Origin of the sequence: Neobacillus oceani (genome assembly GCF_046237595.1) — a bacterium.
Classification (GTDB): domain Bacteria; phylum Bacillota; class Bacilli; order Bacillales; family Cytobacillaceae; genus Bacillus_D; species Bacillus_D oceani.
This window is the reverse complement of the sequence record NZ_CP143543.1, coordinates 4,342,159-4,361,643: the sequence shown is the minus strand read 5'-3', so window position 1 is coordinate 4,361,643 and position 19,485 is coordinate 4,342,159. Positions and strand designations below refer to the sequence as shown.

At 49.3% G+C, this 19,485-nt stretch carries 17 protein-coding genes; 13 read left to right on the top strand and 4 right to left on the bottom strand.

All coding sequences use genetic code 11. The annotated features are described in order from the left end of the window. Window positions 1–151 precede the first annotated feature (151 nt). On the top strand, window positions 152–661 hold the full coding sequence (locus tag V1499_RS21880) for a YwgA family protein (protein ID WP_409272558.1): 510 nt from the start codon (window positions 152–154) through the stop codon (window positions 659–661). Between the two features lie 89 nt (window positions 662–750). Here V1499_RS21880 and V1499_RS21875 read toward each other — a convergent pair whose 3' ends face one another. After that, on the bottom strand, window positions 751–936 hold the full coding sequence (locus V1499_RS21875; RefSeq protein WP_409272557.1) for a 2-hydroxymuconate tautomerase: 186 nt from the start codon (window positions 934–936) through the stop codon (window positions 751–753). Between the two features lie 208 nt (window positions 937–1,144). Between V1499_RS21875 and V1499_RS21870 the strand changes: the two genes are divergently transcribed. Together V1499_RS21870 and V1499_RS21865 are read left to right on the top strand one after the other, a co-directional pair. After that, entirely contained in the window at window positions 1,145–1,801 is a 657-nt protein-coding gene (locus V1499_RS21870; RefSeq protein ID WP_409272555.1) for a site-2 protease family protein, read from the top strand. 39 nt (window positions 1,802–1,840) lie between these two features. Continuing rightward, the gene (locus tag V1499_RS21865) at window positions 1,841–2,350 is read left to right on the top strand and encodes a YwhD family protein (RefSeq protein WP_316572210.1); all 510 of its coding nucleotides are present in this window, start codon (window positions 1,841–1,843) and stop codon (window positions 2,348–2,350) included. A gap of 146 nt (window positions 2,351–2,496) precedes the next feature. Here V1499_RS21865 and V1499_RS21860 read toward each other — a convergent pair whose 3' ends face one another. Further along, on the bottom strand, window positions 2,497–4,563 hold the full coding sequence (locus V1499_RS21860) for a transglycosylase domain-containing protein (protein ID WP_409272553.1): 2,067 nt from the start codon (window positions 4,561–4,563) through the stop codon (window positions 2,497–2,499). 261 nt (window positions 4,564–4,824) lie between these two features. Here V1499_RS21860 and speE point away from each other — a divergent pair, with 261 nt between their 5' ends. The 5 genes from speE (at window position 4,825) to V1499_RS21835 (ending at window position 9,710) form a co-directional block, all read left to right on the top strand. Continuing rightward, window positions 4,825–5,655: a spermidine synthase gene (speE, locus tag V1499_RS21855; protein WP_409272551.1), complete on the top strand. Its 831-nt coding sequence runs from the start codon at window positions 4,825–4,827 to the stop codon at window positions 5,653–5,655. Window positions 5,656–5,759: 104 nt separating this feature from the next. Then, a complete protein-coding gene (speB, locus tag V1499_RS21850; RefSeq protein WP_409272549.1) occupies window positions 5,760–6,632 on the top strand; it encodes an agmatinase in 873 nt (290 codons plus the stop codon). Window positions 6,633–7,265: 633 nt separating this feature from the next. Next, entirely contained in the window at window positions 7,266–7,694 is a 429-nt protein-coding gene (locus tag V1499_RS21845; protein WP_409272548.1) for a DUF1934 domain-containing protein, read from the top strand. After that, a complete protein-coding gene (gene argS, locus V1499_RS21840; protein ID WP_409272546.1) occupies window positions 7,691–9,361 on the top strand; it encodes an arginine--tRNA ligase in 1,671 nt (556 codons plus the stop codon). The genes V1499_RS21845 and argS overlap by 4 nt, the downstream gene beginning before the upstream one ends. Before the next feature lie 163 nt (window positions 9,362–9,524). Then, entirely contained in the window at window positions 9,525–9,710 is a 186-nt protein-coding gene (locus V1499_RS21835; protein WP_409272544.1) for an H-type small acid-soluble spore protein, read from the top strand. Window positions 9,711–9,787: 77 nt separating this feature from the next. Here the strand turns inward: V1499_RS21835 and uvsE are convergent, their stop codons facing one another. Both uvsE and V1499_RS21825 read right to left on the bottom strand, forming a co-directional pair. Further along, window positions 9,788–10,744, bottom strand: a complete 957-nt coding sequence (gene uvsE, locus V1499_RS21830; RefSeq protein ID WP_409272542.1) for a UV DNA damage repair endonuclease UvsE — start codon at window positions 10,742–10,744, stop codon at window positions 9,788–9,790. A gap of 58 nt (window positions 10,745–10,802) precedes the next feature. Continuing rightward, window positions 10,803–12,002: a phospholipase D-like domain-containing protein gene (locus tag V1499_RS21825; RefSeq protein WP_409272541.1), complete on the bottom strand. Its 1,200-nt coding sequence runs from the start codon at window positions 12,000–12,002 to the stop codon at window positions 10,803–10,805. Window positions 12,003–12,279: 277 nt separating this feature from the next. Here V1499_RS21825 and V1499_RS21820 point away from each other — a divergent pair, with 277 nt between their 5' ends. From V1499_RS21820 to V1499_RS21800, 5 genes are all read left to right on the top strand, one after another. After that, window positions 12,280–14,391, top strand: a complete 2,112-nt coding sequence (locus V1499_RS21820; RefSeq protein ID WP_409272539.1) for a (Fe-S)-binding protein — start codon at window positions 12,280–12,282, stop codon at window positions 14,389–14,391. A 268-nt stretch (window positions 14,392–14,659) separates the two neighbouring features. Then, window positions 14,660–15,847, top strand: a complete 1,188-nt coding sequence (locus V1499_RS21815) for an acetyl-CoA C-acetyltransferase (protein ID WP_409272538.1) — start codon at window positions 14,660–14,662, stop codon at window positions 15,845–15,847. A gap of 59 nt (window positions 15,848–15,906) precedes the next feature. Beyond that, window positions 15,907–16,764: a 3-hydroxybutyryl-CoA dehydrogenase gene (locus tag V1499_RS21810; protein WP_409272536.1), complete on the top strand. Its 858-nt coding sequence runs from the start codon at window positions 15,907–15,909 to the stop codon at window positions 16,762–16,764. 136 nt (window positions 16,765–16,900) lie between these two features. Beyond that, the gene (locus V1499_RS21805) at window positions 16,901–18,019 is read left to right on the top strand and encodes an acyl-CoA dehydrogenase (RefSeq protein ID WP_409272534.1); all 1,119 of its coding nucleotides are present in this window, start codon (window positions 16,901–16,903) and stop codon (window positions 18,017–18,019) included. A gap of 282 nt (window positions 18,020–18,301) precedes the next feature. Continuing rightward, window positions 18,302–19,441: an acyl-CoA dehydrogenase gene (locus V1499_RS21800; RefSeq protein WP_409272533.1), complete on the top strand. Its 1,140-nt coding sequence runs from the start codon at window positions 18,302–18,304 to the stop codon at window positions 19,439–19,441. Window positions 19,442–19,485: the final 44 nt, after the last annotated feature.

The window sequence follows — 19,485 nt, the reverse complement described above, 5'->3', positions numbered from 1 at the left end:
ATGCCATTTTTTTTGGGCGATGTTAAAGGATTAGTGTTGATTTTTAAGTGCGTTGATTGAAGCGCGGTGCACCTACTCCGGCGGGGGTGCAGCGGCAATCAACAGCTGGATTTAAGACAGCCCTTTAAAGGGGAGCAGGAGTTGAAGAGGTTTGTTAAATGATCATGCAAGGCTAATGCATGCAGTAATGGTTTCCGGCGAGATTATCGGGAGAAAGAAACTACAGAAAATGATTTTCATTGCCAAAAAATTGGCTTTCCCTTTCCAGGAGCGGTTCCAGTTCCATTTTTATGGGCCTTATTCGGAGGAATTGACACTCAGGGTGGAAGAGCTCTGCAACATGGGTTTCCTGGAGGAATGCAAGGAAAACAAGGGCGGCTACAGCCAGTACCGCTACTGCCTGACCGAAGCGGGCAAGGAATTTCTCGGCATGAGCCAAATCGAAATGCCGAATCTGTCCGATTGCTTAACCGACATGAACAGCCAGAATGCAAGATTCCTTGAACTCGTTTCAACTGTCCTTTACTTTGATAATTTGGAGCGCCCGGAGGTTGCCGAAAAAGTATTCACCCTTAAAAGTAGCCAGCGCTACACGGAAGAAGAAATTGAAGAGGCGTACGATTATATCCGTCTACTAAAAGAAAAAGCTAAGCTCCAATAAGGGCTTAGCTTTTTGGCTTTAATGTTTGGTTTCACTGTTATTAACGGAGAATATACCCGGATTTCCGGATTGGCCGCTCCGATCAAGGCCTATTGGTCGCTTGCCCTGACGCCTGCTTTGGCATAATGGTTTTTCGCCATTTCTTCAATGATGACGGTGACGTTTTCCTTCGGAGCGCCGGCAGTTTCAACGACGGCTTCGGTTACTTTTGCAACAAGCGCCTTTTTCTGTTCATCGGTACGACCTTCAAGCATTTTGACTGTTACGATTGGCATGTGTCATTCCTCCTCTTAAGTACGTACTAACAGTTTTCCATAAACAGAGAAAAACCGCAAGCAGGTGGCAGGCGGTTTTCAATTTCCGGCTTTTATCGTGTATACTTGAGGGAAGAAGCCATATAAATTCAGATAGGTGCATGTTTCGTTACCAAAAATCAATCTTGATTCAGCCTATCCAGAACCTTACAGTACAGGGGGAAAAAATTTGAGTCTGTTTCCATATAATACGCTTGAAAAATTCGTTTTCGCAGCTCTGACCCTGGTGATCGCGTTTTCGGTGCATGAATTTGCCCATGCCTACACCGCCTGGAAATTCGGTGACAATACCGCGAAAAACCAGGGAAGGCTAACGCTCAACCCCATTAAACATATCGACCCGATTGGCGCCATCATGATTTTTGTTGTAGGGTTCGGCTGGGCGCGCCCTGTCCCGGTCAATCGGTTCTTTTTTAAAAACCCCCGCCTGGCGGGTATCCTTGTTTCCGTTATGGGGCCTATAAGCAACTTGATTCTTGCTTCAATCGGCTTCCTCGTTTTTTTCAGCATCGGGCGCTTCGCGGCTGACGGTGCTTACGCTGAAACGATGATTGCGTTTTTGAACACGTTCATTTGGCTTAATCTCGTTCTGTTCGTTTTTAACCTTATGCCGCTGCCGCCGCTTGACGGTTACCGGATTGTTGAGGATTTGGCACCAAACGGCATCCGGGCAAAAATGACCCAGTATGAGCAGTACGGTACGCTCATCTTTCTAATCCTGGTTATAACGCCGCTTGGCGACTATACAATCTGGCCGGTGTTTCGGGTCATTCTTCCCGCTATTGCGGAAGGGATGTACCAATTTTTCTTATCGTTCTTTATCTAGAGATATTTTTTAGCGCTGTCGCAGGGAGGTTGTTTTAGAATGGAAGAAAAAAAGAAAAAGGTTGCATTCAACATTATCAAGACCGATCCCCTTGATAATCATAAAGGCTTTGGGAAAGGCGTACTTTCCCTTGACAATGTCTCTCCTGTCATCATCGATGTTGAAGAAGGGGAGGCGGCCATCGATGTTGGGGCCATGCATGCGCGCAGTGTTGTTGAAAAGGGAATTAAATTTCTGCCGAATAAGGAAGATGTTCCAAATGCGAAGCCGTATTGGCTCATTTGGGTGACGATTGACCGGAATGAAAACGGCCCTTATTACGCGGGGGTTACCGCCTGCGAAATGACTGTTAACCGCGAAATCCGCCGGGGGTACAAGTCGCTTCCGGAGCATGTGAACAGAATGGACAAATCGCTGAAGCGCCAGATTATCGTCGGCCACATGGACGACAAGTCGAAAAAGATTCTCGCCGGCTTCCTCAAGGCGCATAACGAAGCTTTTTGGGAAAATTCGTCGGAAGAACTGAAAAACGGCCTTGCCGTAGGATAAAGTGAAACTTTCAGTAGTGGGGATTTGTTCAACCCCGGCCCCGCTGTGGTTAGCAGAGTGACCGGGGTTGTTTATGAAAAGAGCCGCCAGCGTTATGCTGGACGGCTCTTTTTGCGTATTGCCAATGGACGAACGGATGATCCTTGCTAGTCTCCCCAATCCCAAAGCCGCCTGTACCACGACTTACCGCCTTTATCCGTTTTCGCATCCATTTCCTGTGTATGTTCGAGGTGATCGGTGCAGTATTCAACCGGTTCTGTCCCAGTGACAAAGTAGGTAAAGCGGCGGATCGGGCATTCCTTCACCGCGAGTTTTCCGTTTGCTGGATCGATGTAAACGCCCGTTACGCCGTCCCGTGGCTGCTTGAACCCCTTAACTGGCTTTCCGTGCAATGCTTCCTCCATGAATCGGACCCAAATTTGTTTCGCGTATGATTTTTCTGGGACATTGGTAATTTCCCTGGCATCATCATAGCCGGTCCATACCGCGGAAACGAGCTGAGGGGTAAAACCAATCATCCAGCTATCGGTCGGAGTTGACCCGGATTTACCGGCGTATGGCCTGGTCATTCCTTTAGCAATGGTACTCCCGGTGACTGTCGTATAGCCATTCAGTTTGGTGTCAAATGTACCTGTCAACATCTGGGTCATCACATAGGCTCTCGCAGGGTCTAAAACCAGTTCATCCTGTTCATCTTTTTCGTAGAGCAGTTTCCCGTCTGCCGTTTCCACCCGGGTTATCAGCGTCGGTTCGACCTTTTTGCCGCCATTGGCGAACATGCTGTAGGCGTTGGCCATTTCAATGACCCGTACCCCTGATGTCCCAAGCGCGAGTGAAGGGACTTTTGCGAGCTTGGTTGTGATGCCGAAATCCTTCGCGGTTTCAACAAGTGCATCCTCTCCAAGGAACAGATGGGTCTTGACGGCATATACATTGTCGGAGACCGCAAGTGCCTGGGCAAGCGTGATCTCTCCGTCCGCATACTTATTATTGTAATTGCGCGGCGTATAGTCGGGGCTGCCATTTTCAAACCTGAATGTTGTTGGCTCGCTCCGGATTAGCGTTGAAGGCGTGTAGCCTTGCCCGAGCGCCGCATAATAGAGGAGCGGCTTGATTGTCGAGCCAGGTGCCCGGATTGCCTGGACGGCCCGGTTGTACGGGCTTTTTTCATAATCGCGTCCTCCGGCCATCGCCTTCACATGGCCATTCTTCGGATCAATCGCTACAAGGGCCGCCTGAATGTCGGAGTCCGGGGAGACAACTGACTGAATTTGTTTTTCGGCCGTTTCCTGCTGTTTCGGGTCAATGGTCGTATAAACCCTTAAGCCCCCAAGCGCAATGGCCCGCTCATTCAGGCCGAGATCATTCCTCAATGCATTCGCGACTGCGTCCTGGAAATACGGGGCTGCCTTTAATTCACGATGAGGATCCCTTCCCGTCAGCTCCAATTCCGCGGCGTAAGCTTTTTCTGCATCCCCGCTTTTGATATAGCCATTTATCACCATTGCTTTTAAAATAATGCCCTGCCGCTGCTTTGCGCGTTCCATTGAGGCGAAAGGCGAAAAAGCGCCCGGCCCTTTTGGTATGCCTGCAAGCATTGATGCTTCCGCGAGGGATAATTCAGAAGCGTCTTTGCCAAAATAGTACTGGCTCGCTGCCTGGATGCCATAAGCCCGATTTCCGTAATAGATTGTATTTAAATAACCCTCAAGGATTTGCTCCTTGGAATAGTTCATTTCAAGTCGTATTGCGTATAGGGCTTCCCGGATTTTCCTGGCCCAAGTTTTATCATGCTCCAGGAACAGGTTCCTGGCATATTGCATCGTGACGGTACTTGCGCCCTGGACTTTGCTGAACGCCTTAATATCTGCTATGGCGGCGCCGGCAATCCGTTTCAGGTCGAAGCCGCTGTGCTCGTAAAACTTCCTGTCTTCAATTGAAATTGTCGCGTCAACCAAATAGGGCGATATCTCTTTTAGCGGCACCCAGTACCGTTTCTGCCCATAATTGGTTTCACCGATAATCGTTCCGTCCTCGGCAAAATAGAGGGTGGACTGGGGGACTGCCAGTGGGGGAGCGCCAAGCACCTTGACGTACATAATCAAAAGCAGGGCCGCAACCGCCAAAAGCGCGGAACCGAACAAACCAAGAAAAGCGGCCGCCCGCAAATATTTCACGACTCGTTTAAACCCATGCCCAGTAATGGTTTCCATGCATTCACCCCATTTGCATTTCCTTTGGAAAAATTCGCCCATCCCGGGCTGTATCAACAGTATGAAAGAAATGGTTGGTTTTTAAACATTAAGGGCTGGAAAGCTTCAAAATATTTCTTGCTTTTTTGCCGGATTCCTCTATACTTTTTCTCATGTTTGCAATTAATGAGTTAGGGAAGTATAGCAGTAGAAACGGCGGCTTTTTTTGGGCGGCCAGTGGCTGCAATTCTATGCAAATTCTATTTTGAAAGGAAGATGGAAATGGCTGGACTTTGGTTTACGGAAAAACAGACCGAAAACTTTGGAATTACGATGAAGGTAAAACGCACATTACATACAGAACAGACAGATTTTCAAATGCTTGAAATGGTTGAAACGGAAGAATGGGGAAATATGCTCCTGCTTGACGGAATGGTAATGACGTCCATTAAGGACGAGTTCGTCTACCACGAAATGGTTGCGCACGTTCCGTTGTTCACGCATCCAAATCCGGAAAATGTCCTTGTTGTCGGAGGCGGCGACGGAGGCGTTATCCGTGAAGTGCTAAAGCATCCACAGGTAAAAAAAGCGACCCTTGTTGACATTGACGGCAAGGTTATTGAGTATTCGAAGAAATACTTGCCGGAAATCGCAGGCAAGCTAGATGATCCGCGAGTCGACGTAAAGGTTGGCGACGGTTTCATGCATATCGCCGAGAGCGAAAATGCCTACGATGTCATCATGGTTGACTCTACCGAACCGGTTGGCCCGGCGGTGAATCTGTTCACAAAAGGCTTCTATGCGGGCATTTCAAAGGCGTTGAAGGAGGACGGCATATTTGTCGCCCAGTCCGACAATCCTTGGTTCAAAGCCGATCTTATTCGTGACGTCCAGCGTGATGTAAAGGAAATTTTCCCGATCACCCGCTTGTACATTGCCAACATCCCAACCTATCCAAGCGGAATGTGGGCTTTCACAATCGGCTCCAAGAAATACGATCCGCTTGAGGTTTCCGATGACCGTTTCCATGATATCGAAACAAAGTATTATACAAAGGAACTACACAAAGCGGCGTTTGTCTTGCCTAAATTTGTTGGGGATTTGGTTAAGTAGAAGTTTTTTTGGCCGATGTTTAAACAGGCCTTTGTAAAAAAGAATGAAGCACTGCGGAGGGAGGCGTGGTCTCCCTCTCGTTGTGCCGGAAAGGATGTTGTGCTATGCGATTTGACGAAGCTTATTCAGGAAACGTATTTATTAAGAGCCATCCAAACTTTCAAGAGAGCAAAGCTGTCCTGTACGGGATGCCGATGGACTGGACGGTCAGCTACCGCCCCGGTTCGCGTTTCGGCCCAGCAAGGATTCGCGAGGTTTCAATCGGCCTGGAAGAATACAGCCCGTACCTTGACCGCGAGCTTGATGATGTAAAGTATTTCGATGCCGGAGACATTCCGCTTCCGTTCGGGAACCCACAGCGAAGCTTAGATATCATTGAGGACTTTGTCGATAAGGTTCTTACAGAGGGAAAATTTCCGCTTGGTATGGGCGGAGAGCATCTGGTATCCTGGCCTGTCATGAAGGCTGTCTACAAAAAATATCCGGATCTTGCCATCATTCACATGGATGCGCATACCGACCTCCGCGAAGAGTATGAAGGCGAGCCGTTATCCCACTCGACCCCAATCCGAAAAATTGCGGAGCTGATCGGGCCCTCAAATGTGTATTCCTTTGGCATCCGGTCCGGTATGAAGGAAGAATTCGATTGGGCGAAGAACGCCGGCATGCATATTTCGAAATTCGAGGTCCTGGAGCCATTGAAGGAAATTTTGCCGAAGCTAGCCGGACGCCCGGTTTATGTCACGATTGACATTGACGTCCTCGACCCGGCACATGCGCCAGGCACTGGAACAGTAGATGCTGGCGGCATTACGTCCCGTGAACTGCTCGCTTCTATCCATGAAATCGCACGATCCGAAGTGAAGGTTGTGGGGGGGGACCTCGTCGAAGTTGCACCAATTTACGACAACTCCGAACAAACCGCCAACACCGCAAGCAAGCTCATCCGCGAAATGCTGCTTGGCTGGGTGAAGTAGGTTGGGCCTGCTAATTCGGATTTGAGTGACATCGATTCTGGGTTTTGGCTGGACAATGTCACTCATTTTGGTTTGAGCGACACCTTTTCAGGATTTAGCTGAATCTTTGTCGCTCATTTTGATTTGAGCGACACCTTTTCAGGATTTAGCAGAATCTTTGTCGCTCATTTTGATTTGAGCGACACCTTTTCAGGATTTAGCTGAATCTTTGTCGCTCATCTTGATTTGAGCGACACCTTTTCAGGATTTAGCTGAATCTTTGTCGCTCATCTTGATTTGAGCGACACCTTTTCAGGATTTAGCCGAATCTTTGTCACTCATCTTGATTTAAGTGACACCTTTTCAGGGTCTAGCTGAATCTTTGTCGCTCATCTGGATTTGAGCGACACCTTATCGTGATTTTGGCTAATCTTTGTCGCTCATCCCAAGTTGGGTCACACCCACCGCATTTTGAGTAATTCACTGTCGTGCTACCAAACATCTAGTGCCTGTTTCTTCCATGAAGCAGGCGCTTTTTGAATTGTCAGCCGTTGAAAGCTATAATAAAGTGATACTGCTTCAAGCAGGTAGAGCTGTGTAAACTTTCATGATATAATTTTTTATTTATAAGGGATGAAAAAGGAGTGGAACCGGATGGACCCGATTCCTGTTACAGTGACCGTCAGCACCTCGATTGTCCAATCCGGTGTGAAGGATGAATACACAACTGGCGCTAACGGCTTTTTTTACAAAAAGGGAAGTGGCGTCTATCTTCAATACGAGGAAATTTTGGAAGAGGGAAGCATCCGCACCATTTTAAAAATGGACAGCGGGGAAGCACTGCTCCTGAGAAGCGGCGCTGTGAAAATGAGAATGCCATTTAGACTCGGCGAGGAAACACGGGGCAGCTACAATACCCAATATGGTACGCTTCCCGTTGCAGCTGTAACGGACAGGCTTGCCCAGGCGATCAGGGAAAACGGCCGCGGCGGCATGTTCATGCTGAAATACGACTTGCAGATTGCGGGCTCGCCCGCGGGTACATATAGCTTGGCGATAACGTTTGAGGAGGAAATGGAATGAATTTAGTTGAACAGGTCCAGCACAACCTGAAACAGGAAATCAAAGCAGCCGTCCTGAAAGCCGGCCTTGCTTCTGAAGAACAGCTTCCAGAAGTGATTCTGGAAGTCCCTAAGGAAAAAGCGCACGGCGACTATTCGACCAACATGGCGATGCAGCTGGCGCGCGTGGCGAAAAAAGCGCCCCGTGTTATTGCTGAAGCAATTGTTGAACAGTTTGACCGCTCAAAAGCTTCAATCGAAAAAATCGAACTCGCAGGGCCGGGGTTCATTAATTTTTACATGGATAATAGCTACCTGACAGGGCTGATTCCAACTATTTTGGACGCCGGCGGCAAGTACGGAGAAACGAATGTCGGAAACGGACAAAAAATCCAGGTTGAATTCGTTTCCGCCAACCCGACGGGAGACCTGCACCTTGGCCATGCCAGGGGCGCGGCTGTCGGGGACTCGCTTTCCAACATCCTTGCCAAGGCGGGCTACGATGTTTCGCGCGAATACTATATTAATGATGCCGGAAACCAGATCAACAATTTGGCTCTATCCGTTGAGGCGCGTTATTTCCAGGCGCTCGGCCTTGACAAGGAAATGCCGGAGGACGGCTACCATGGCGAGGACATTAAGGGGATTGGAAAGAAACTTGCGGAAGAGTTTGGCGAGAGGTTTGTCCATGAGCCGGAAGAGGAACGCTTCAACTTTTTCCGCGAATATGGCCTGAAATACGAAATGGCGAAGCTTAAGAAGGACCTTAAGGATTTCCGCGTAGAATTCGACGTTTGGTATTCCGAGACTTCTTTGTACCATAATGGGAAAATCGACGCCGCTTTGAAAACGCTCCGCGACAATGGCCATATTTATGAGGAAGAAGGAGCTACCTGGCTGCGCTCGACTCCGTTCGGCGACGACAAGGACCGGGTGTTGATCAAGCAGGACGGGTCGTACACCTACCTGACTCCGGATCTCGCCTATCATAAGGACAAGCTCGACCGCGGTTTTGAAAAGCTCATCAACGTGTGGGGCGCTGACCACCACGGCTATATCCCGCGAATGAAGGCGGCCATCCAGGCGCTTGGCTATGACAAAGATGTTCTTGAAGTGGAGATTATCCAGCTAGTCCATTTGTATAAAAATGGCGAGAAAATGAAGATGAGCAAACGAACCGGCAAGGCGGTCACCATGCGCGACCTTGTCGAGGAAGTCGGCCTTGATGCAACCCGCTACTTCTTCGCGATGCGCAGCGCTGATACACATATGGACTTTGACCTTGACTTGGCCGTTTCCCAGTCGAACGACAACCCGGTTTATTATGCCCAGTACGCGCATGCCCGGATTTCGAGCATCCTGCGCCAGGCATCGGAACAGGGATTTGAAGTCAGCAAGGATGTCGATTTAAGCCTCATTGGCTCTGAAAAGGAAATCGATCTGCTGAAAAAGCTTGGCGAATTCCCGCAGGCGGTCGGTGAAGCGGCACTGAAGCGGACACCGCACCGGATCGCGAATTATGTCTTTGATTTGGCGTCCACTTTCCATAGCTTCTACAATGCCGAGAAGGTCGTCGACAAGGAGCAGGAGGAACGCACAAAAACGCGCCTTGCACTCGTAAAGGCTGTTCAGATTGCCATGAGAAATGCATTGTCCCTAATTGGCGTTTCCGCTCCGGAAAAAATGTAATGCCGACCACAATAGGCCCTCCGTCTCTTTCGGGGGGCTTTTTTCCATGGCTTTTTGTGTAAAAAACCACACTTTACTTAATCGGCTATAACTGGTTCCATAGGATAGAAAAAGCCCGTGCTGTAAATAGTAAATAAGAGAATTTGTGTGAGGAGTGAGTAGCATGAATGTAGGCCGCGCAAAGGAAATCATGGAATCAGCGGATAATATTACGGTGACATACGAAGGAAGCCGGGTCATTATCCAGAACGTTGACGAAAAACAAAAGACGGCCCGGATTTACTGGCGGGACAGCCCGGAACAGGAACGCACCGTCCCTGTTCTGAATTTGATTGAAGAAGTAGACTAGAACGGTAACCATTAAAAAAGAAGCTTATCCGGATGGAGGCTTCTTTTTTAGGGCTTGGATTTTTAAAAAAAAATCTTTTAATTCCACTCAATCGCGGCACCGCCAATCCGTTTCACCCCGCGGATGGCGGCAACCTCGGGAACTAGCTTCAACAAAGCCTGGTCCTTTGTTTTAGCCTCAATCATGAAATCGACATCGTGGCCAATTTCCCTCAGCAGCTTCAATAATGGCATGATGAATTCCAAATCGACATGATCCGCATGCGAACGGAAAGCGTTCTCTGACTTTGGCGAAGAAACATGGATTTTTGGGACATGCTCCATATGCGACCATGTCGAAAAAACCTCCGGCAAAAGCTCCTCAAGAGGGCGGCCTGACGGATTCGCCATATGATGATGATAATCAAAGGCGAGCGGTATCCGTTCCTTCAAGCAAACGGCTAATGTTTCTTCAGTTGTATAGGTCTTGTCATCATTTTCAAACGTCATCGCCGCCTTGATAGGAGACGGTAGCGTACGCAAATTTTCATGAAAGCGGCTGATAGCGGAGATTTTGTCTCCGTAAGCCCCCCCAATATGAATGTTGATCGTTCCCCATTCCTGAAGCCCCATGCATTCAAGCATACCGTAATGGTACTCCATATCCTCGACAGCATTCGCCGTTACCTCATTGCGCGGCGACGTAAAGAGAGTGTACTGGTTCGGGTGAAAGCTGATCCGGAGCTGGTGTTTTTTTACAAGCTCTCCTATATCGAGCCAATCATCCCGAAAAGGGGAGGCATAGTCCCAATGGGCCTCAGGGTGTGTTGCAAGCGGTACAATAGAGCTTGAGAAGCGGTACACATCTATCCCATGGGCGATATTGTAATAAAGAATCCGTTTTGTATTCCACAAGTTTTCCGCGGTAATGGCAAGGAGTTTTTCCCGCCGCTCCACTTTCCCAAGAACCTTGTAACGGGCAAAAGTCATCGTCCGGGACGGGGAAGCTTCCCAAAGGGAAAGAGCAGTAGATACATAGCCAAATCGTATTTTCAAAAAAATCATCCCCTTGCCAAAGTGTACCCAACCTTATCCGGACGTCCATCACCGTCGCTTATAAAAACAACGAAAGCGCCCTGGCAATGAGCTCCATAACCGTGCGCCCAAAATCGGGCTTTTCTAGAACGGACAGTTCAAGCTCCCTCGATGCCTTGATATCAGCCTCCAAAATGGACTCGGCTTCGTTTATTTGCGCGGGCCCGAACATATAGCAATTGATTTCGCTGTTTAGAAACAGGCTTCTTTTATCAAAATTCGCTGTCCCAATGTCACAGACGGTATCATCGATCAGCAGCGTTTTTGCATGGTAAAATCCGTTAAAGTACTGGTATACCCTCGCGCCATTCTTAATAAGCCTCCGGAGGTACCTGTAGGAGCCTTCCTGCACAAAAGGATGGTCGGCGATACCCGGGACGATGATGGCGAGTGAAACCCCTCGTTCGAGGCAGGCCAGAAGCTCTGCGAACAGCTTTTTGCTTGGAATGAAATAGGGGCTGCCAATGATGATTCTATCTTTTGCAGCTTTTAAAAGTCCCAGGCATGTCTCCTCGAGCAGGTAACCAGAGGTTGGAACAAGCAGATGCTCGGCCGGGCCCGTAGCTTCTTCACAAACATAAATAGGGTGGTTCCGCAAATCTTCCCCGGCTGCTTCTTTCCAATCCATCAAGAAAACATCCTGCAGATCCTGGACAGAACCGCCGGAAAGCTTCAGGTGGTAATCCCGCCATGGTGAGAGCTTTGGATGGCCGCCAATGTACTCATTCCCCACGTTATATCCTCCAAGATAGCCGATTCTTCCATCAATAATCGTTATTTTCCGGTGGTTCCTTGCCTGGAGGGTGTAAAAAAAATAGGGGAACATTGGTTTGTGTGAAAATGCGAAATGGATGCCTTCCTCCTTTAGGGAGGCAATTGTTTCTTTTTTTATGGCCATGCTGCCAATCCAGTCAACGAGCAGCCGGACTTCAACGCCTGATCGGGCCTTTTCACGGAGGAGGTTGAAAAATTCCTGGCTCCGGGCATCTTCTTTGACGATGTAGAATAAAACATGAATATAGCGGTCAGCATGCCTCAACTCCGTAAAATAATCCTTGAACAATTCGCTGCCCCTGGTAAAAAACCGGATTGTCCCCTTGCGCCTCAGCAGGGGAGAATATCCGGTTTCCCTCAACCGCTTCGCCCTTCCGAAATGAAGGTCAACGGGAAGCCAGGCAAGGAGCAGGGCCAAACCAGCAATAACCAGGATGAAAATCATACAGCCTGCCTCCGTTCCTGTTTTCAAATGGGTAAACGGAAAATAGCCATGATTGCAATGGCGTTTCTTTTAAAAACGGGCGCTTACGCTTTTCTTATTCCAATAGTTTTTACCGGAAACAGGGGTTGTATGAATTGAGGTGGATGATAAATTTGTTGACTGAATGCTCATTCATCATATAATGAAAGTATACATAGTTCTGAAAATTAAATAGGTTTGAAATTTTCTTCTAACGGGCTAAAGGGTATAAACACATGAAAAGGAAGGGGAGTTTTTAGTGAATGAGCTATTATGGGTCAATTTAATTGCGTTCCTAATTGTAACCGCTTACGCAGTGAGTTTATTTACCTATGTGGTCAAAACGCGGATTGCCTATATCAAGCTTGGCAAGAAGGCTGAATTCGACGCCGCCGCCAAGGAACGCTGGCAAAATATCTGGTCCAATGTGTTTGGGCAGAAAAAACTTTTAAAAGATAAAAAAAGCGGAATTATCCATGTCATGTTTTTCTATGGTTTTATTCTCGTCCAATTTGGGGCGATCGATTTTATTTGGAAGGGAATCAAGCCAGGTTCGCAGCTCCCGCTTGGTCCGCTGTACAGGGGGTTTACCTTCTTCCAGGAACTTGTGACGCTGATGATTCTTGTCGCGGTCGTATGGGCGTTTTACCGCCGCTATGTTGAAAAACTTGTCCGCCTGAAGCGAAATTTCAAAGCGGGGCTTGTCCTTATTTTTATTGGTGGATTGATGCTTTCTGTCCTGTTCGGAAATGCGATGGGCATCATTTGGCATGGTGCGGAGGGAAGCTGGTCCGAGCCAGTTGCCTCGCTGATTGCAGCGGGCTTCGGCTGGATGGGTAAAACCGCCGCTATTTGGGCTTTTTACATTTCGTGGTGGATCCATTTGCTTCTGTTGCTCGCCTTCCTTGTGTATGTACCTCAGTCAAAACATGCCCACCTGATTGCTGGCCCGGTAAACACATATTTCAGCCGAACCGGCCCTGTCGGAAAGCTGAAGAAAATTGATTTCGAAGATGAGACACAGGAAAGCTTTGGTGTAGGGAAAATCGAGGATTTCAACCAGCTGCAGATGATTGATTTTTACGCATGTGTCGAATGCGGCCGCTGTACGAATATGTGCCCGGCGACAGGGACGGGTAAAATGCTTTCGCCGATGGATATCATCCTGAAGCTGCGTGACCACCTTACCAACTACGGCGCGGCGGTTACGCAAAAGCAGCCATGGGTTCCGGCATTCGCGTTCGCCAATACGAAAGGGAATCAGCTTGCGCTTGCCGCAAAGGGAGCTGCCATGGATGAAGCCGCAGCCGCTTCCGCCTATAATCCGAGCTTGATTGGCGATGTCATTACGGAGGAAGAGCTTTGGGCGTGTACGACATGCCGGAACTGTGAGGACCAGTGTCCCGTTATGAACGAGCATGTTGATAAAATTATCGACCTGCGCCGCTACCTCGTGTTGACGGAAGGAAAAATGAATCCCGATGCTCAGCGTGCAATGACCAATATCGAGCGCCAAGGCAACCCATGGGGATTAAACCGAAAAGAGCGCGAAGATTGGCGTGAAGCCCGTGAGGATGTCCATGTGCCTACGGTTAAAGAGGTAAAGAAGGCTGGCGAGGAGTTCGAGTATCTGTTCTGGGTCGGGTCGATGGGCTCGTATGACAATCGAAGCCAGAAAATCGCCCTTTCCTTTGCGAAGCTCCTAAATGAGGCGGGCGTCAAATTCGCTATTCTTGGGAACAAGGAGAAAAACTCCGGTGATACACCGCGCCGCCTCGGGAACGAATTTCTTTTCCAGGAGCTTGCGGTGAAAAATATCGAGGAATTTGAGAAGAACGAAGTCAAGAAAATCGTGACGATCGATCCGCACGCCTACAATATTTTCAAAAACGAGTATCCGGATTTCGGTCTCGAGGCTGAAGTTCTCCACCATACAGAGCTATTATTCGACCTCATTCGGGAAGGCAGGCTCGTGCCTAGGCATGAAGTGCGTGAAACAATCACATTCCACGACTCCTGCTACCTTGGCCGCTACAACGAAGTATACGATGCGCCTCGGGAAATCCTAAAGGCAATCCCCGGCGTCAAGCTTGTTGAGATGGACCGCAACCGTGAGAATGGGATGTGCTGCGGAGCGGGAGGGGGCTTGATGTGGATGGAAGAAGAAACCGGACACAGGATCAATGTCGCCCGGACAGACCAGGCACTGGCCGTCAATCCGTCCATCATCTCCTCGGGCTGCCCATACTGCCTGACTATGCTATCCGACGGGACGAAAGCAAAGGAAGTGGAAGAAAGCGTCGGAACGTACGATGTCGCAGAATTGCTTGAGCGCTCGGTCGTTGGTGAACCAGCCACGCTCGTATCATAGAATTGCACTGGGCTTTTTAAAAGAAAGCAGGACTGATTGGCGCAAATTCCTTAAAAATTATGAATCTTGTGTCTGAAATTTCAGTTCCTGCTTTTTTTGCTGTAAAATTATTCTTAAGGGATTAAGCGCTTTCATTATTTTACCCGTAGGTTGAGCGAGCGTTCAGTCGCCGCCTCCCACCGGTAAGAAAAGGAAACAAGGTTTTTGGTCACAGCATTAAGAGGACTTTGGAGATTGTTTGCTAAAAAACTGCAAAGGGGTAGATGGAATGGCCAGGACAGTTATTTTAAGCGGAGTACGCACACCATTTGGGAAATTTGGAGGGGCTCTTAGCAGCTTTACAGCATCACAACTAGGGGGAATTGCGGTCAAGGAAGCCCTTGCGCGCGCGGGCATCAACCCGGAAGATGTTGGTGAAGTCATTCTTGGCTCCGTCCTTCAGGGCGGACAGGGCCAGCTTCCGTCAAGGCAGGCTGCCCGCCATGCCGGAATTCCGTGGGAAGTCCGCACGGAAACAATCAACAAGGTATGCGCTTCCGGGATGAGGAGCGTCACCATCGCCGACCAGATCATCCGGGCTGGTGACGAGGAAGTCATTGTCGCGGGCGGGATGGAGTCGATGAGCAACGCTCCGTATATCTTGCCGAAAGCGCGTTGGGGTTTCCGGATGGGTGATGCCCCAATGCAGGATCTTCTCCTGGTGGACGGACTTAGCTGCAGCTATACTGGCGTCCATATGGGGACATACGGGAATTCCACAGCTTCTGAAATGGGCATTACCCGGGATGAGCAGGACCTTTGGGCATTAAGGAGCCATCATCTTGCCAATGTTGCGATTGAAAAAGGAATCCTGGCGGAAGAGATTGTCCCTGTATCCGTTCCGCAGCGAAAGGGCGAGCCTATAGTGGTTGAGCACGACGAATCGCCAAGGAAAGACACGACAATTGAAAAGCTAGGTTCACTGAAACCTGCTTTTGATAAAGATGGAACAATTACCGCAGGGAACGCGCCTGGCATTAACGATGGCGCCGCCGCACTCGTGCTGATGAGCGAAGAACGCGCGAACCGCGAGGGCAGGAACATTGGCGCTGTAATACTTGGGCATACATCGGTCGGCGTAGAGGCGAAGGACTTCCCGCAAACGCCGGGCCTTGTCATTAATGCCCTTTTGGAAAAAACAGGGCGATCACTTGAGGAAATCGACTTGTTTGAGATTAACGAAGCTTTCTCGGCTGTTGCGCTCGCAAGTAATAAAATCGCCGGCCTTGATCCTGAAAAAGTCAATGTCAATGGCGGAGCCGTCGCTCTCGGGCATCCAATTGGCGCGAGCGGTGCACGGATCATCGTGACGCTGATGCACGAACTGAAAAGGCGGGGCGGAGGAATCGGGATCGCCGCGATCTGCAGCGGAGGCGGACAGGGCGATGCCATCATGGTTGAAGTGCCGAAACAATAGAATACAAGATTCAGAGGCGGGCGGAACTGCTCCCCCGCCTTATTTGGAGGGAAAAACACATGGCGATTAAAAACGTAATGGTAATCGGAGCCGGGCAGATGGGTTCCGGTATTGCCCAAGTATGCGCCCAGTCCGGATATACTGTCATCCTGAACGATTTAAGCAATGGGCAAGTCGAAAAAGGCTTGAACGGAATCAAAAAGAATCTTGATCGCGCCGTGGAGAAGGGGAAACTCGAGGCGACTGTGAGGGAAGAAACCCTATCCCGCATTTCGGCATCCACGTCGCTTGAAGATGCGGCCGGGGTAGACCTGATCATTGAGGCTGCTGTGGAGAACATGGGCGTGAAGGCTGATCTTTTCCGCAAGCTTGACAAAATCGCACCCGGGCATGCTATTCTTGCGACCAACACTTCCTCGCTGCCGATTACAGAAATCGCAGCGGAGACAGACAGACCGGAAAAAGTCATTGGCATGCATTTCATGAATCCGGTGCCGGTCATGAAACTGGTTGAAATCATCCGTGGACTTGCAACGTCGGACGAGGTCTACCAGGAAATCGAGGAAATGACGAGGGTACTAAATAAAGTGCCGGTCGAAGTGAACGACTTCCCGGGCTTTGTCTCAAACCGGATCCTCATGCCGATGATCAATGAAGCCATCTATGCACTGTATGAAGGCGTAGCGACAAAGGAAGCAATTGATGATGTCATGAAACTTGGCATGAACCACCCGATGGGGCCATTGACACTCGCTGATTTTATCGGGCTTGATACATGCCTCTATATTATGGAAACGCTTTATGAGGGTTTTGGCGACAGCAAATACCGTCCGTGCCCACTTTTGAGGAAATACGTGAAAGCCGGCTGGCTTGGCAAAAAGACAGGCCGCGGCTTCTATAATTACCAGCAGAAATAGGTGGCCTTTACCTAGTAGGCGAAAGCATTTTTGCCATGGCCGGGAAATGATTTGTATAAATGGCTTCCCGGATTTGGCCGGTGTGATGCTGAATGCGTGAATCTAAAGGAAAAACAGCTCAGGAGGGGGATGGCGGATGGATATCCGGTTTACAGATGAGCAGGAAATGATGAGGAAAATGGTCCGCGATTTTGCGGAAAAAGAGATTGCTCCTTTTGTCGAAAAAATGGAACAGGGGGAGTTTCCCAGGGGAGTCCTGGAAAAAATGGGCGAGCTTGGCCTGATGGGCATTCCTGTTCCTGAAGAATATGGCGGTGCGGGGATGGATTTTATGTCCTACATAATTGCCATAAACGAAATTTCGAGGGTTAGCGCGGCAGTCGGCGTCATTTTGTCCGTCCATACCTCCGTCGGGACCAACCCGATCTTTTATTTCGGCACGGAGGAACAGAAACGAAAGTATGTTCCGAAAATGGCCGCAGGCGAATGGCTTGGTGCTTTTTGCCTGACAGAGCCGGGTGCTGGGTCGGATGCGGGAAACTTGAAGTCAAAGGCGGTCTTTGACGGTGATTCCTACGTCCTGAATGGAGCGAAAGTATTTATTACAAATGGCGGAGAGGCCGATATATATATTGTTTTTGCAAGGACCACCGAGGATGCGATCTCCGCGTTTATTGTAGAAAAGGACACAAAAGGCCTGATTATCGGCAAGGACGAAAAAAAGATGGGGCTCCATGGCTCCCGCACCGTCCAGCTGACATTTGAAGACATGAAGGTTCCACGCGAAAACCTCCTTGGCGCTGAGGGAGAGGGCTTCAAGATTGCCATGTCGAACCTAGACGCCGGCAGGATTGGCATCGGGGCTCAGGCACTTGGTATAGCCGAAGCGGCTTTGAACGCGGCAACTGAATATGCGAAGGAACGCCATCAGTTCGGCAAACCAATCGCCGCGCAACAGGGAATTGCCTTTAAGCTTGCGGATATGGCTACGGCTGTCGAAGCGGCGAGGCTTCTTGTTTACAGGGCGGCTTCCCTCCGTTCAGAAGGGCTCAAATGTGGCCAGGAAGCATCAATGGCAAAGCTTTTCGCCTCAAAAACGGCTGTCGAAACCGCCACTGAGGCCATTCAAGTATTCGGCGGTTATGGTTATACCGAGGACTACCCGGTTGAACGGTATTTCCGAGATGCCAAAGTCACTGAAATCTATGAAGGCACAAGTGAAATCCAGCGGCATGTCATCGCCAGGCAGCTCTAAATTTTTTTCTGAATTAAGAGGCTACAGTTGGTTTCTAAAGAGTTGGTTAAAACGTAGGGAGCCGACTTGGACCGTTGTGGTGACAGAGGGTGACTAGTGATTTAGTGCCATTAAATTTTCGAAAAAGTAGCAGGTGTCAGACACTTACTAGTGAATTTTACAAATAACTAGTGAATTTCACAAAGGCTTACGGGCGTATGTGACAGCTTCATAGTCCCGAAAGCAAACGATACGAGGATGAACATAATTTCTAAATTTCAAATCTGCCAGGGGGAAGCGACAATGAATTTTAAACTCACTGAAGAACATGAAATGATTCGAAAAATGGTCCGGGACTTTGCACGAAACGAAGTCGCACCGACCGCCGCCGAGCGCGATGAAGAGGAGCGTTTCGACAGGGAGATCTTTGACAAAATGGCCGAGCTTGGACTGACTGGGATTCCATGGCCTGAAGAGTATGGCGGTATCGGAAGCGATTACCTTGCGTACTGTATCGCAGTTGAAGAGCTTTCCCGCGTTTGCGCGTCGACGGGTGTTACCTTGTCTGCGCACACATCTCTGGCTGGTTGGCCAATCTACAAATTCGGCTCCGAGGAACAAAAGCAAAAATACCTCCGGCCGATGGCGGAAGGATCAAAAATCGGCGCATATGGCCTGACTGAACCGGGAAGCGGTTCGGATGCGGGCGCCATGAAAACGACCGCCCGCCTCGATGGAGATCATTATGTGCTGAATGGCTCGAAAATTTTTATCACTAACGGCGGCATTGCGGATATTTACATCGTTTTTGCCTTGACTGACCCTTCAAGTAAGCAAAAAGGGACAACCGCGTTTATCGTAGAAAAGGACTTTCCGGGCTTCTCGGTTGGGAAAAAAGAAAAGAAATTAGGGATCCGCTCATCGCCAACGACTGAAATCATTTTTGAAGACTGCCGTGTACCGATTGAAAACAGGCTTGGTGACGAGGGAGATGGCTTTAAGGTTGCGATGATGACATTGGATGGGGGACGGAACGGCATTGCCGCCCAGGCAGTCGGAATTGCCCAGGGAGCGCTTGATGCCGCAGTCGAATACGCAAAAGAACGCCACCAGTTCGGCAAGCCAATCGGCGCGAACCAGGGGATTTCCTTTAAGCTTGCCGACATGGCTACGGCTGTGGAAGCTTCAAGGCTATTAACCTACCAGGCTGCCTGGCTGGAATCGGAAGGCCTCCCATACAGTAAAGCATCCGCAATGGCGAAGCTTTTTGCCGGCGATACCGCCATGAAGGTCACGACGGAAGCGGTGCAGGTATTCGGAGGCTATGGCTACACGAAGGATTATCCGGTCGAACGGTTTATGCGCGATGCGAAAATCACGCAAATCTATGAGGGCACGCAGGAAATCCAACGCCTCGTGATTTCAAGGATGCTGACGAAGTAATTGGCTTTAAGGTCCCGAAATTTTTTCCTTGCACTTTTGCTTGG